Source organism: Bradyrhizobium sp. USDA 4454 (assembly GCF_054822705.1).
Genome location: NZ_JBTRCN010000001.1, coordinates 2,157,017 through 2,169,252, shown reverse-complemented (window position 1 = coordinate 2,169,252; position 12,236 = coordinate 2,157,017). Strand labels below are relative to the sequence as shown.

At 63.7% G+C, this 12,236-nt stretch carries 13 protein-coding genes, 1 other RNA gene and 2 pseudogenes; 6 read left to right on the top strand and 10 right to left on the bottom strand.

The window, feature by feature from the left end:
- Nucleotides 1-8: 8 nt before the first annotated feature.
- From hflC to ACVIW0_RS09730, 10 genes and pseudogenes are all read right to left on the bottom strand, one after another.
- A complete protein-coding gene (gene hflC, locus ACVIW0_RS09775) occupies nt 9-908 on the bottom strand; it encodes a protease modulator HflC (protein WP_461352125.1) in 900 nt (299 codons plus the stop codon).
- A complete protein-coding gene (hflK, locus tag ACVIW0_RS09770) occupies nt 905-2,044 on the bottom strand; it encodes an FtsH protease activity modulator HflK (RefSeq protein ID WP_461352124.1) in 1,140 nt (379 codons plus the stop codon). The genes hflC and hflK overlap by 4 nt, the downstream gene beginning before the upstream one ends.
- Before the next feature lie 144 nt (nt 2,045-2,188).
- Entirely contained in the window at nt 2,189-2,701 is a 513-nt protein-coding gene (locus ACVIW0_RS09765) for a dihydrofolate reductase (protein WP_461352123.1), read from the bottom strand.
- The gene (locus ACVIW0_RS09760; RefSeq protein ID WP_461352122.1) at nt 2,701-3,186 is read right to left on the bottom strand and encodes a GNAT family N-acetyltransferase; all 486 of its coding nucleotides are present in this window, start codon (nt 3,184-3,186) and stop codon (nt 2,701-2,703) included. Before ACVIW0_RS09760 ends, ACVIW0_RS09765 begins: the two co-directional genes overlap by 1 nt.
- Nucleotides 3,186-3,980 carry a thymidylate synthase gene (locus tag ACVIW0_RS09755; protein ID WP_461352121.1) on the bottom strand — a complete coding sequence of 265 codons (795 nt, stop codon included), beginning with the start codon at nt 3,978-3,980 and terminating at the stop codon, nt 3,186-3,188. Before ACVIW0_RS09755 ends, ACVIW0_RS09760 begins: the two co-directional genes overlap by 1 nt.
- Nucleotides 3,981-4,166: 186 nt before the next feature.
- Nucleotides 4,167-5,147, bottom strand: a complete 981-nt coding sequence (locus ACVIW0_RS09750) for a tripartite tricarboxylate transporter substrate binding protein BugD (protein WP_461352120.1) — start codon at nt 5,145-5,147, stop codon at nt 4,167-4,169.
- 184 nt (nt 5,148-5,331) lie between these two features.
- A complete protein-coding gene (locus tag ACVIW0_RS09745; RefSeq protein WP_461352119.1) occupies nt 5,332-6,846 on the bottom strand; it encodes a tripartite tricarboxylate transporter permease in 1,515 nt (504 codons plus the stop codon).
- A 7-nt stretch (nt 6,847-6,853) separates the two neighbouring features.
- Nucleotides 6,854-7,354 carry a tripartite tricarboxylate transporter TctB family protein gene (locus ACVIW0_RS09740; protein WP_461352118.1) on the bottom strand — a complete coding sequence of 167 codons (501 nt, stop codon included), beginning with the start codon at nt 7,352-7,354 and terminating at the stop codon, nt 6,854-6,856.
- Between the two features lie 93 nt (nt 7,355-7,447).
- Nucleotides 7,448-7,969 (bottom strand): annotated as a pseudogene (locus tag ACVIW0_RS09735) (chromate transporter).
- Between the two features lie 102 nt (nt 7,970-8,071).
- Nucleotides 8,072-8,243, bottom strand: a pseudogene (locus ACVIW0_RS09730) (chromate transporter); the annotation flags it as partial.
- A 76-nt stretch (nt 8,244-8,319) separates the two neighbouring features.
- Between ACVIW0_RS09730 and ssrA the strand changes: the two are divergent.
- The 6 genes from ssrA to ACVIW0_RS09700 all read left to right on the top strand — a co-directional run bounded on the left by ssrA (nt 8,320) and on the right by ACVIW0_RS09700 (nt 12,109).
- Nucleotides 8,320-8,684: a transfer-messenger RNA gene (gene ssrA / locus ACVIW0_RS09725) on the top strand.
- 145 nt (nt 8,685-8,829) lie between these two features.
- Complete coding sequence (locus ACVIW0_RS09720) at nt 8,830-9,351, top strand: SspB family protein (RefSeq protein ID WP_461352117.1); 522 nt, start codon at nt 8,830-8,832, stop codon at nt 9,349-9,351.
- Between the two features lie 178 nt (nt 9,352-9,529).
- Nucleotides 9,530-10,945: a class II fumarate hydratase gene (gene fumC, locus ACVIW0_RS09715; RefSeq protein ID WP_461352116.1), complete on the top strand. Its 1,416-nt coding sequence runs from the start codon at nt 9,530-9,532 to the stop codon at nt 10,943-10,945.
- A gap of 277 nt (nt 10,946-11,222) precedes the next feature.
- A complete protein-coding gene (locus ACVIW0_RS09710; RefSeq protein ID WP_461352115.1) occupies nt 11,223-11,426 on the top strand; it encodes a DUF4169 family protein in 204 nt (67 codons plus the stop codon).
- Nucleotides 11,423-11,698 (top strand): ribbon-helix-helix domain-containing protein, encoded by a 276-nt coding sequence (locus ACVIW0_RS09705; protein WP_021077181.1) that lies wholly within the window; start codon nt 11,423-11,425, stop codon nt 11,696-11,698. The genes ACVIW0_RS09710 and ACVIW0_RS09705 overlap by 4 nt, the downstream gene beginning before the upstream one ends.
- Before the next feature lie 57 nt (nt 11,699-11,755).
- On the top strand, nt 11,756-12,109 hold the full coding sequence (locus tag ACVIW0_RS09700) for a VOC family protein (protein ID WP_461352114.1): 354 nt from the start codon (nt 11,756-11,758) through the stop codon (nt 12,107-12,109).
- Nucleotides 12,110-12,236 lie beyond the last annotated feature (127 nt).

Below are 12,236 nucleotides of genomic sequence, written 5' to 3'. Positions count from 1 at the left end.
TCGCGATGTTACTGTTTCGCCGCGGCGGCCGCCTCAGGCGGCCTGCCGCTGGCACTGCCGAAGTATTTGAAGAATTCCGAGTCCGGCCGCAACAGGAAACGCGTGTCGTTGGGCTTGAGGCCGTTCTCATAGGCCGTCATCGAGCGATAGAACGCGAAGAAGTCCTTGTCCTTGCCATATGCCTCGGCGAACAGACGGTTGCGCTCGGCGTCACCCGCCCCGCGGGTCTGGTCCGCGGCCGAATTCGCCTCGGCGACGATCACGGTCGCTTCGCGGTCGGCCCTGGAGCGGATCTCCTGCGCCTTCTGATCGCCTTGCGCGCGGAACTCGGCCGCCTCGCGCTCGCGCTCGGTCTTCATCCGGTTGTAGACCGCCTGGCTGTTCTGCTCCGGCAGGTCGGCGCGGCGGATCCGGACGTCGACGACCTCGATGCCGTAGCCGTCGGCCTCCTTGTCGAGCTGCTCGCGAATCCGCAGCATCAGCTTCTCGCGATCGTCGCGCACCACCGTGATGAAGCTGACCTCGCCGAGCACGCGGCGGAGCGCGGCGTTGAGCAGCGTGGTCAGCTGCAGATTGGCGGCCTGGATCGAGCCGACGCTGGTGTAGTAGCGCAGCGCGTTCTTGATGCGATAGCGCGCGAAGGCGTCGACCACGAGCCGCTTCTGGTCCGAGGCGATCACTTCCTGCGACGGGTTCTCCAGATCGAGAATACGCTTGTCGACGTTGATCACCGAATTCCACGGCGCCTTGAAGTGCAGGCCGGGGTCAGTGACGATGTCGACCGGCTCGCCGAACCGCAGCACGATGGTCTGCTCGGTCTGCTGCACGGTGAATACCGAGCTGTAGCCGACGGCGAGCACGATGAAGAGCAGGATCAGGGAGACAATTCCGGTGACAGGGGACCTCATCGGGTGGCTCCCTGCTGGCCGGTGGTGGCCGGTGCGGCCGGCGGACGCTTCGTCGTCAGTTCTCCGAGCGGAAGATAGGGCACGATGTTCTGGCCCTGGCCGCCGTCGTAAACCAGCTTCTCGGAGCCGCCGAGCACTTTTTCCATGGTCTCCAGATAGATGCGCTCGCGCGTCACGTCGGGTGCCTTCTTGTACTCTTCATAGACCTTGAGGAAGCGTGCGCTCTGGCCCTTGGCCTCGGCGACCGCCTGCTCCTTGTAGCCCTCGGCGGCCTGCTGGATCTGCGCGGCGCGCCCGCGTGCTCCCGGCACGATGCTGTTGGCGTAGGTCTGCGCCTCGTTCTGCTTGCGCTCGAGATCGGCGCGCGCCGCCTGCACGTCCCGGAATGCATCGATCACCTGCGCCGGCGGATCGACCTTCTGCATCTGCACCTGCGTGATCTGAATACCGGCGTTGTAGGTATCGAGCGTCCTCTGCATCAGCTCCTGGACGTTCTGCTCGGTGACGTTGCGCGCCCCGGTCAGGATCGGCTGGATCTGCGAACGGCCGATCACCTCGCGCATCGCGCTCTCGGCAACCGCCTTCACGGTGCCTTCCGGATTCTGGATGTTGAACAGATAGGCGCCGGCTCCGCCCGGCTTGATGCGCCACAGCACGGTGAAATCGACATCGACGATGTTTTCGTCGCCGGTCAGCATCAGGCTTTCTTCCGGCACGTCGCGCATGCTGCGGCCACGGCGGGCGGGATCATCGATCAGGGTCATGCCGATCGAGATCGTGTTGACGCGCAGCGCCTTCGGCAGCAGCACCGTTTCGATCGGATACGGCAGATGATAGCGCAGGCCCGGCTGCGCATCGCGGACATACTTGCCGAACCGCAGCACGACGCCGAGCTCCTCGGACTGGACGCGGAAGATGCCGGTCGCGAACCAGATCGCCAGCGCGGCGACCAGCACCAGCGCGATGCCCATGCCGCTGAAATGTCCGCCGGGCAGCCACTGCTGCAGCCGGTCCTGGCCGCGCCGCAGCAGATCCTCAAGATCCGGCGGCCTCGGCCCGGCTGACTGCGGACCCGTGCCCCACGGCCCTTTCGGACCCGAGCCCCACGGCCCGCCGCCCTGATTTTTCCACGGCATCAAACATCTCCTCGGCAAGTCCGGGCGGGACGCCCGGGCTCGAATGTCCGGCCCGGTTATAGGGGACCGCTCAGGCCCTTACAACGCAAGCTTCCTGGCCGGACGAGCTATGCGCCGGGGCATAATTGTCAATGCAAACATTGGTTAACGTTGGCTGCGCCGACGATATGTCACATAGGAGAAGTCGACACTGTCGTCCGGGCCTGCCGGATTCCGCACGCGCGCGACCTCCTCCCACACCTCGGTGTCGATCTTGTCGAACCGAGTATCGCCGTCCGGCCGGGCGTGCACCTCGGTGATCTCCAGGCGATCGGCGATGCCCATCCATTGCGCATAGATTTCCGCGCCACCGATGATTGCAATTTCAGTGGCGAAACGCCGCAGCGCGTCACCAAGCGCAATTGCGTGCGCGTTCTCGAACGAATTGGTAACGATGGCGCCGCGCGCACGGTAGTTCGGATCGCGCGTTACCACGATGTTGGTCCGCCCCGGCAGCGGTCTGGGCAGGGATTCGAACGTCTTGCGTCCCATCACGACTGGCTTGTTCAGCGTGATCGCCTTCAGGCGCCGCAGGTCGGATTTCAGCCGCCACGGAATGGCGTTGTCCTTCCCGATCACGCCGTTCTCGGCGACCGCGACGACGAGCACGATCTCCATCAGCGCGCCCCTTCCGCGAGCGCCGACAACGCCGAACCGGAGACGCGGCAAATCGTCCACTCGTCCATCATCTCGGCACCCAGCGATTTGTAGAAGGCGATCGACGGTGCGTTCCAGTCCAGTACCGCCCATTGCAGGCGCGACCAGCCGTTGGCGAGACATTGCCTGGCCAGATGCACCAGCAGTGCCTTGCCGATGCCCTTGCCACGCAGTGCCGGGCGCACGAATAGGTCTTCGAGATAGATGCCGTGGCGGCCGGCGAAGGTCGAGAAATTCACGAACCAGACCGCGAAGCCGGCCGGCTCGCCGTTCCATTCCGCGATGTCGCAAAAGAGCCGCGTGTTGGCGCCGAACAGCGCCTCGGCGATATCGGCCTCGCTGGCATGGACCTCGTGCAGGAGCTTTTCGTAGTCGGCGAGCTCGCGGACCAGCGAGAACACCAGTCCGGCCTCATCGGGCCGCGCGCGGCGGATCAACAGCGACATCAGACCGCGACTTCGGCCTTGATGTGCGGATGCGGGTCGTAGCCTTCGAGTTTGAAGTCCTCGTAGCGGAACGCGAAGATATCCTTCACGGCAGGGTTGATCGCCATCGTCGGCAGCGGCCGCGTCGGCCGCGTCAATTGCAGGCGCGCCTGCTCGAGATGGTTCGAGTAGAGATGCGCATCACCGAGCGAGTGCACGAAGTCGCCGGGCTTCAGTCCGGTGACCTGCGCGACCATCATGGTCAGGAGCGCATAAGAGGCGATGTTGAAGGGCACGCCGAGGAAGACGTCGGCCGAGCGCTGATAGAGCTGGCAAGAGAGCTTGCCGTTCGCGACATAGAACTGGAACAGGCAGTGGCACGGCGGCAGCGCCATCTTGTCGACCTCGGCGGGATTCCAGGCGCTGACGATCAGCCGCCTCGAATCCGGGTTGCGCTTGATCATTTCGATCACGTTCGAAATCTGGTCGATGCTGCGGCCGTCGGGTGCGGGCCAGGAGCGCCATTGCGAGCCGTAGACCGGGCCGAGATCGCCATTGGCGTCGGCCCATTCGTCCCAGATCGTGACGCCGTTGTCGTTGAGATATTTGATGTTGGTGTCGCCGGCGAGGAACCAGAGCAGCTCGTGCACGATCGCCTTCAGCGGCAGCCGCTTGGTGGTCAGCATCGGGAAGCCGGCCGAGAGGTTGAAGCGCATCTGATGGCCGAAGATCGACAGCGTGCCGGTGCCGGTGCGGTCGTGCTTCTCCGCGCCGTCGGCGAGGATGCGTTCGAGCAGGTCGTGATACTGGTTCATGACAGGTTCTTGGCGGTCTTTTCGGAGCTTCAAGAGAACGGCGAATGTAGCGGCGAGGGCCGCCGGTCGGCACGCTGATTCGGCCGAACGGACCGATTATACCCTGAAAAATGAACACTCCCCCGGCAAACGACAAGGGGCGGAACTGGCGTTCCGCCCCTGCCCTATCCATTTGATCGTGCTGAATTAACTTGCCGGCTTCAGCACCGGGGTCCACTTCGCGATCTCGTTCTTGACGAGGGTTGCGAGCGCCTCCGGGGTCCGGCTGGCGGGCGCCGGAATCACGCTGCCGAGCTCGAGCAGGCGCTTGCGGACCTTGTCGTCGTCGAGCGCCTTGATCGCTGCGGCATTCAGCGTGGCGATGATGGCGGGCGAAGTTCCCTTCGGCGCGAAGATCGCGTTCCAGGCCTGGGCCTGGAACGCCGGCAGGCCGGCTTCCGTCGTCGTCGGCACGTCCGGCAGCGACGGATTGCGCTCGAGGGTCGCGACCGCATAGGCCTTGATGGTGCCGGCGTTGATCTGCGGCACCGCGTTGACGATCTGGTCGCACATGTAATCGACCTGGCCGGCGACCAGCGCGTTCATCGCAGGTCCCGTGCCGTTGAAGGGCACGCCGACCGGCTTGATGTCGAGGATCGAGTTCAACAGCTCGCAGGAGGCGTGCGAGACCGAGCCGATGCCGGCATGCGCGGCGTTGACCTTCTCGGCATTGGCCTTCACATAGGCGACGAACTCCTTGAGATCCTTCGGCGGGAAATCCTTGCGGGCCAGGATCAGGATCGGCGTTCCGGCGAGCAGCGCGACCGGCTCGAAATCCTTTTCAGGGTGATAGGCAAGCTTGGGATAGAGCGGCACGGACGCCGCGTGCGTGCCCATGTGCCCGGTGACCAGCGTGTAGCCGTCATTGGCGGCGCGTGCGGCGCGCGTCGTCGCCGTGGTGCCACCGGCGCCGACCACGTTCTCGATGACGATGCTCTGGCCGAGCGTTTGCGCCATATGCGCGGTGACGATGCGCGAGATGACGTCGGTCGGACCGCCGGCTGCGAACGGCACGATCATGGTGATGGTGCGGGTCGGATAATTCTGCGCGGATGCCGGCACGGCGAATGCACCGAGCGCGGCAAATGCCGAAAGGCATGCGCCCGCAAGCGAGCGAATGGACATCATCTCGATTCCTCCCGGGAACGTTTGACCAATAAAAATGCCGGCCAAATCGGCCGGCATTTTCTTTCATGAGACGACATCGAGTGTCGATTCGACTTCCGCCTGCGGCGCGCCGACGCAGGGCCGGCGCTTCTTGTTTGAGCATGATCTATCCGGAAAACCGCTTCACACTTTTCCGGATCATGCTCTAGCCCTCGGACTCCACGAACACTTCGTCGCGCTTCGCACGCAAGGTCGGCAACACGGCAAGCACCAGCAGGCCGGCCGCGATCGCCAGCAGCACCGCCGACAGCGGCCGCGAGATGAACACGCTCCAGTCGCCGCGCGAGATCAGCAGCGCGCGACGCAGGTTCTCCTCCATCAGCGGGCCGAGCACCATGCCGAGCAGCAGCGGCGCCGGCTCGAAATCGTGCTTGATCAGCCAGTAGCCGACGAGACCGAATGCGCCGGCGAGGACGACATCGACCGGCGCGTTGTTCACCGAGTAGATGCCGATCGCGCAGAACACCACGATTGAGGGGAACATCAGCCGGTACGGCACGCGCAGCAGACGCACCCAGATGCCGACCAGCGGCAGATTGATGATGATCAGCATCAAATTGCCGATCCACATCGAGGCGATCATGCCCCAGACCAGGTCGGGCTGCTTCTGCATCACCTGCGGGCCCGGCACGATGCCATGAATGGTCATCGCGCCGACCATCAGCGCCATCACCGCATTCGGCGGGATGCCGAGCGTGAGCAGCGGGATGAACGAGGTCTGCGCCGCGGCGTTGTTGGCGCTCTCCGGCGCCGCCACGCCCTCGATCGCGCCGCGGCCGAACCGCGATGGGTTTTTCGCCAGCTTCTTCTCCAGCGTGTAGGCCGCGAACGACGCGATCACGGCGCCGCCGCCCGGCAGAATGCCGAGGATGGAGCCAAGCACGGTGCCGCGCAGGATTGCTGGCGTGGAGTCCGCCAGATCCTTCCTGGTCGGCATCAGGCCGGTGATCTTCTGCTGCACCAGATTGCGGTCCATCTCCGCGCCATGGTCGAGGTTGCGGATGATCTCCGCGAATCCGAACACGCCCATCGCCACGGTGGCAAAGCCGAGACCGTCGGCAAGCTCGGGGATGTTGAAGGCCATCCGCGAGGCGCCGGTCTCGATGTCGGAGCCGACCATCGACAGCAGCAGGCCGAACACGATCATCGCAATCGCCTTCAGCACCGAGCCCTTGGCGAGCACCACGGCGAAGATCAAGCCGAGCACCATCAGCGAGAAATATTCGGCCGGGCCGAACGCCAGCGCGAGCTTGGTCAGCGGCGCCCCGAGCACGGCGATCAGCACGGTCGCGACGCAGCCGGCGAAGAACGAGCCGATCGCGGCAATCGCGAGCGCCGGACCGGCGCGGCCCTGCCTGGCCATCTGGTGGCCATCGAGCGCCGTCACCACCGAGGTCGCCTCACCGGGAATGTTGACCAGGATCGAGGTGGTCGACCCGCCATATTGCGCACCGTAATAGATGCCGGCCAGCATGATCAGCGCACCGACCGGCGGCAGGCCGAAGGTGATCGGCAGCAGCATGGCGACGGTGGCGATGGTGCCGATGCCCGGCAGCACGCCGACCAGCGTCCCGACCAATGCGCCGATCAGGCACATCAGAAGGTTGATCGGCGAGAAGGCGACCGCAAAACCGTGGGCGAGATTGGCAAACAATTCCATCACGCCCTCACTGAATCAGGAAACGCGGGAACATCGGCATCGGGAGTCCCAGCACATAAGGAAACAGCAGCGCGCAGCCGATTGTCAGGCAGGCACCGACAATGATCGCCTCGATCCATTTGGTCTCGTGCGAGCCGAGCGCTGCGATCAGGAAGGCGGCAAAGGCGGAGACCACGAGCCCGAGCGGGCGGATCGCCACCGCGAAGAACACGATGGCCGCGGACACGAACAACGGGCCGCGCCAGGAATAGGCCGAGATCGCAGGACCGTCCTTGAGAACGCCCATCAGCGCGACGGCGCCGCCGAGCAACAGCAGCAGCACGGCAAACATCCGCGGCGCAGTCCCGGCGCCGAACGAAAATCCGTGCATGCCTTGCAGATCGCTCGAAGCCCACAACGCAAACAGCGCGACCGCCACCATGGCGAGCCCGCCGATGAAGTCCTGCGGACCGCGTATCCATTCCGGCAAGATCGATTTGACCGGCGCCTCGCTCGGCGTATCGCTCATGACTTCGCTTCCCCCGTCAGGGCTGTCCCGCCCGTTTTGATTGAATGGCTTGGCTTGTGATGCGTTGACCACAAGCCTTGCTAGCGATTTTCGTCAGACAACGCCAGCGAAACCCAAGAGACGTCCGGCAAGCAACATCCACAAGGGATTGATCCGCGCGGCAAAAGCAAGCGCGGCTGCGACAATAATCGCGATCCAACTTTGGTCTGATGTCCGCGCCACGATCAGGCCGGAGGCGGCCATCAGGCCGATCGACAGCGGAACCAGTGCCGCCTCAATCACCGCCGGCCGGCGCGCGTCGCGCGAACGATCGAGGGAACGGCTCACATAATAGGCAAGCACGGCGTCGGCCCGCACATCGCGACCGTCGCCGCCAAGGCCCCAGCGACGCCTGCGACAGAATAGCCTATCGGCGTCACGATCAGCATGTTCGGTCCCGGCGAGCTGCGAGATCGCGAACACGTCGGCGAATTGCTTGTCGGTCAGCCAGTGATGCACGTCGACGGCGGCGCGGTGCATTTCGAGGATCGCCGAATTGGCGCCGCCGACCGCAAACAGCGACATCAGGCCGAAGGTCCAGATCAGCGCCGCGATCGGGTTGGACTCCGAACTCATGCCGGCACCCTACGGGGTGTCAGGACCGTGATCGCGAGGCGGAGCGGGATCGCCACCAGCAGCACGATCTGGAGCGGCCATCGGATCAGGCCGATCGCGACAGCGGTGCTGCTCGACGATCGACCGCCGGGCCCAGACCAGGACCCGGCCAAAGCCGGCCAGCGACAATCCTGGCAAAGGCCAGGAACAGCTCGAACAGGCCGGGCTGGTGGGGCGGCGATGGGTCGGAGGCATCCGGCGCCGGGGCGGCATCCGGCGGGGATTCCGGGGGCATGGCAGAATCGAGGACGCCGCCCGGAGGGGAACCACCACAATTTGGTGTGCTTTCACAGCAGAAAGGGCCTGAATCGGCTCTGTTTTTCTACGGCTTTGCCACTATATTGGGGGTGCCGGTTCGCCGGCTATGGAAATAAATGACCGTCGCAATAAACCATTCGGACCCGGGGGCGGTACCCGGCGCCTCCACCAAAACCCACCTCAAACCCCTGTTTCGGTGGCTTTTGGCGGGGGCGAAATAGGATCGACGAGGGCGTAAAGGGCGTGTTTTTTCTCGGTATGGTTCCGCCGTTATCGGGCTAATGCAATAGTTGCCAACGACAACTTTGCTCCGGTTGCTCAGGCTGCGTAACGCAGTTTGAAAGACCATCTTAAAGTCCTAGCGGGTTAAGCTCCGCTAGGCGGGGTTCGGAGGCACCTGGCAACAGAAGCCTCCACTTTATATTTCCCAATCGGGCATCCGCCCGTATTTCAGCCACCGGCCCTGCTGATTTCCGGCTCCCGGCGGGGTAGCATATGGCCAAAAGGGGCGAGTCGGTTCGACCGGCGCGGCCTCATCGTTATTTCGAAGCGACAGGATCACCATGGCCACCGATCACATCCGATATGACGTGCTGGCGCGCGATGCGCTGCGCGGGGTGCTGCGCCGGGTGCTGTCCGACGCCGCCGAACATGGCCTGCCCGGTGAGCACCATTTCTACATCACGTTCCTGTCGCACGGCGACGGCGTGAAGCTGTCGCCCCGGCTGCTCGCGCAATATCCGGAAGAGATGACCATCATCCTGCAGCACCAGTTCTGGGATCTGGTGGTGACCGAGGATCGCTTCGAGGTCGGCCTGTCGTTCGGCGGGATTCCGGAGCGGCTGACCGTGCCCTTTGCCGCGGTGACCCGCTTCCTCGATCCGTCCGCGCCGTTCGATCTGCGCTTCGACGTTTCGGACGCGCTGTCCGAGGAAGCCCCTCCCGCAACGGCGCCGGCCGCTCCCCTGCCCGCACCCGCCGCCCGCGCCACTGTCGAGTCTGAGACGGCCGAGACCGAGCAGGAGCCCGACAAGCCCAGCGAAGGCGCCGAGGTCGTGCGGCTCGACCGCTTCCGCAAGAAGTGATCTGAGCGCAGATCATTCCGTGACCTTGTAGGATGTTGGTGAAGACCGGGATGACAGATCGTCATCCCGGACTATCTTTCTGCATGAACGTGCTTTCGCGCAGACGCTTTCGCGTCGCCGCGCCGGACTGCCCGGCGCCAGGCCGGGCCACGTTCTGATGACGCAACGGAGAGCATCCATGGCTCAATCGACGACAGCATCCAACGCCGCCACCCGCAGCGAGACCGACAGCTTCGGCCCGATCGACGTTCCCGCCGATCGCTACTGGGGCGCGCAGACCGAGCGCTCGCGGCAGAATTTCAAGATCGGCCGCGACCGGATGCCGATCGCGATCGTCCACGCGCTTGCCATGGTGAAGCTCGCGGCCGCCGAGACCAATCGCGAGCTCGGCCAGCTCGATGCGCGCCGCGCCGACGCCATTGTCAGCGCCGCGAAGGAAGTGATCGACGGCAAGCTCGACGATCATTTTCCGCTGGTCGTCTATCAGACCGGCTCCGGCACGCAGACCAACATGAACGTCAACGAGGTGATCGCCAACCGCGCCAACCAGATGCTCGGCGGCGAGCTCGGCGCCAAGCAGCCGATCCATCCGAACGATCATGTCAACATGAGTCAGTCCTCGAACGACTCGTTTCCGACCGCGATGCACATCGCGGCCGCCAGCCGCATCATCGCCGACCTTATCCCAGCGCTCACCGAGCTGCATCAGGCGTTGCATCAGAAGCAGGAGGCGTTCGCCAGGATCGTGAAGATCGGACGCACGCATACCCAGGACGCGACACCGCTGACGCTCGGCCAGGAATTCTCCGGTTACGCCGCGCAGGTCGAGAGCGGCATCGCGCGGCTGCACGTCGCGGTGAAGGAGCTGTTTCCGCTGGCGCAGGGCGGGACCGCCGTCGGCACCGGCCTCAACTCGAAGCCGGAATTCGCCAATGCCTTCGCCAAGCATGTCGCGGAGATCACCAGGCTGCCGTTCACCAGCGCGGCAAACAAGTTCGAGGCGCTGGCCTCCAACGACGCCTATGTGCTGGTGCACGGCGCGGTCAATTCGGTGGCGACCGGGCTGTTCAAGATCGCCAACGACATCCGCTTCCTCGGCTCCGGCCCGCGCTCCGGTCTCGGCGAATTGATCCTGCCCGAGAACGAGCCGGGCTCGTCGATCATGCCAGGCAAGGTCAACCCGACCCAGTGCGAAGCCATGACCATGGTCTGTTGCCAGGTGTTCGGCAATCAGACCACGATCACCGTCGCCGGCAGCCAGGGCCATTTCGAGCTCAACGTGTATAAGCCGATTTTGGCATATTGTATGATAAATTCCATTCAGTTGCTGTCTGACGTTGTCCGCTCATTTACTGAGCATTGCGTTGTCGGCATACGCGCCGACGAAAAGCGCATCAACGAGCTGATGCAGCGCTCGCTGATGCTGGTCACCGCGCTCGCACCGAAGATCGGTTACGACAACGCAGCCAAGGTCGCCAAGTCGGCGCACGCGCACGGAACGACGCTGAAGGAGGAGGCTCTGCGGCTTGGATTTGTGTCTGGCGATGAATTCGATCGCCTCGTGCAGCCGGACAAAATGACACACCCCGGCTGAAGGGGCGGCGCGCAATGTCCGGATAATTACGGTCAGCGCGCGTGATATAATTATGGATCATAACGCCTAAAGACTAAGGCGCGTTACCTATCAGCTCTGCGCCGGCGCGTGGTACAGACGTCTAGTTTTCGCAGAGCGAAACGGATTCTTTGATGCTATCAGATGCATCAAACGGGGATTCGGGATGAATATCGAGCCGGGCGCGCAGTGCAGTCGCTCTTGCTTTCGTCACGATGCATCACCAATTCCGCTTTGGGGACGATTGAGGACGACGAGCATGGGCGACGTGGTCAACCTGAAACGATTCAAGAAGCGCGGTGAGCGCGAACAAGCGGCGAAGCAGGCCGAAGCCAATCGTGCGCTATTCGGTCGCACCAAGTCCGAGCGGGCGCGTGACGAATTTCTCGCCGAGCGCAATGCACGTGTGCTCGATCAGCACCTTCTCAATCAGCAGCGTGTCGAAAGTGGAGACGCATCATGAAGTCTCCCGTCGTTAAGCGTTCGATCGTGGTCGCCGGTCACAAGACCAGCGTCAGCCTCGAAGAGGCCTTCTGGAACGGCATGAAGGAGATTTCCGGACTGCGGAACATGACGCTGTCGGAATTGGTCGGCGAGATCGACAGCAACCGCCAGCAGGGCAATCTGTCTTCCGCGATCCGGCTTTTCGTGCTCGACTACTTCCGCTCGCGCGCCACGCCGGCCGTGCCGACGGATGTCAGGCCGCAGCAGGTCGATACGCGCCAGCAGGCCTGATAGCCTCTCCGACTGTCGCCAGCGCGCAGACGGTCGTTCTACCGCGCGGACTTCAGCATGAAGGTCAATCGCATCGTCGCGAACGTTGCCGCAGCAGACATCGCGGCAGCGAAGTCGTTTTATCGCGATATCCTCGGCCTCGAGCCGCTGATGGATTTCGGTTGGGTTGCGACTTACGGCTCATCCGAAACGATGCAGGTTCAAATCAGCTTCGCGTCCGAAGGTGGCTCCGGCACGCTGGTGCCCGATCTCTCGATCGAGGTCGACGATCTCGACGAGGCCTTGCGCCGGATCAAGGCGGTCGGCATCGCGATCGAATATGGTCCGGCGGACGAGCCGTGGGGCGTGCGCCGGTTCTACGTGCGCGATCCCTTCGGCCGGCTGATCAATATTCTCCAGCACCAATCGTGAGCTGAATTCTAAAGCGGAATGAGTTTTGATTGAATCGGCTTGGCGGTCTCGGTTCACCTCTCCCCACCGGGGAGAGGTCGGATTGCGAAGCAATCCGGGTGAGGGATCTTGCTCTCCCGATAGACCG

Excerpts from the sequence above, each read along its gene's own strand:
- ACVIW0_RS09755 (WP_461352121.1), bottom strand. The coding sequence starts at position 3,980 with ATGAACCAGTATCACGACCTGCTCGAACGCATCCTCGCCGACGGCGCG.
- hflC (WP_461352125.1), bottom strand. The coding sequence starts at position 908 with ATGAGGTCCCCTGTCACCGGAATTGTCTCCCTGATCCTGCTCTTCATC.
- ACVIW0_RS09745 (WP_461352119.1), bottom strand. The coding sequence starts at position 6,846 with ATGGAATTGTTTGCCAATCTCGCCCACGGTTTTGCGGTCGCCTTCTCG.
- ACVIW0_RS09750 (WP_461352120.1), bottom strand. The coding sequence starts at position 5,147 with ATGATGTCCATTCGCTCGCTTGCGGGCGCATGCCTTTCGGCATTTGCC.
- ACVIW0_RS09760 (WP_461352122.1), bottom strand. The coding sequence starts at position 3,186 with ATGTCGCTGTTGATCCGCCGCGCGCGGCCCGATGAGGCCGGACTGGTG.
- ACVIW0_RS09740 (WP_461352118.1), bottom strand. The coding sequence starts at position 7,354 with ATGAGCGATACGCCGAGCGAGGCGCCGGTCAAATCGATCTTGCCGGAA.
- ACVIW0_RS09720 (WP_461352117.1), top strand. The coding sequence starts at position 8,830 with ATGGCCACCGATCACATCCGATATGACGTGCTGGCGCGCGATGCGCTG.
- hflK (WP_461352124.1), bottom strand. The coding sequence starts at position 2,044 with ATGCCGTGGAAAAATCAGGGCGGCGGGCCGTGGGGCTCGGGTCCGAAA.
- fumC (WP_461352116.1), top strand. The coding sequence starts at position 9,530 with ATGGCTCAATCGACGACAGCATCCAACGCCGCCACCCGCAGCGAGACC.
- ACVIW0_RS09705 (WP_021077181.1), top strand. The coding sequence starts at position 11,423 with ATGAAGTCTCCCGTCGTTAAGCGTTCGATCGTGGTCGCCGGTCACAAG.
- ACVIW0_RS09700 (WP_461352114.1), top strand. The coding sequence starts at position 11,756 with ATGAAGGTCAATCGCATCGTCGCGAACGTTGCCGCAGCAGACATCGCG.
- ACVIW0_RS09765 (WP_461352123.1), bottom strand. The coding sequence starts at position 2,701 with ATGGAGATCGTGCTCGTCGTCGCGGTCGCCGAGAACGGCGTGATCGGG.
- ACVIW0_RS09710 (WP_461352115.1), top strand. The coding sequence starts at position 11,223 with ATGGGCGACGTGGTCAACCTGAAACGATTCAAGAAGCGCGGTGAGCGC.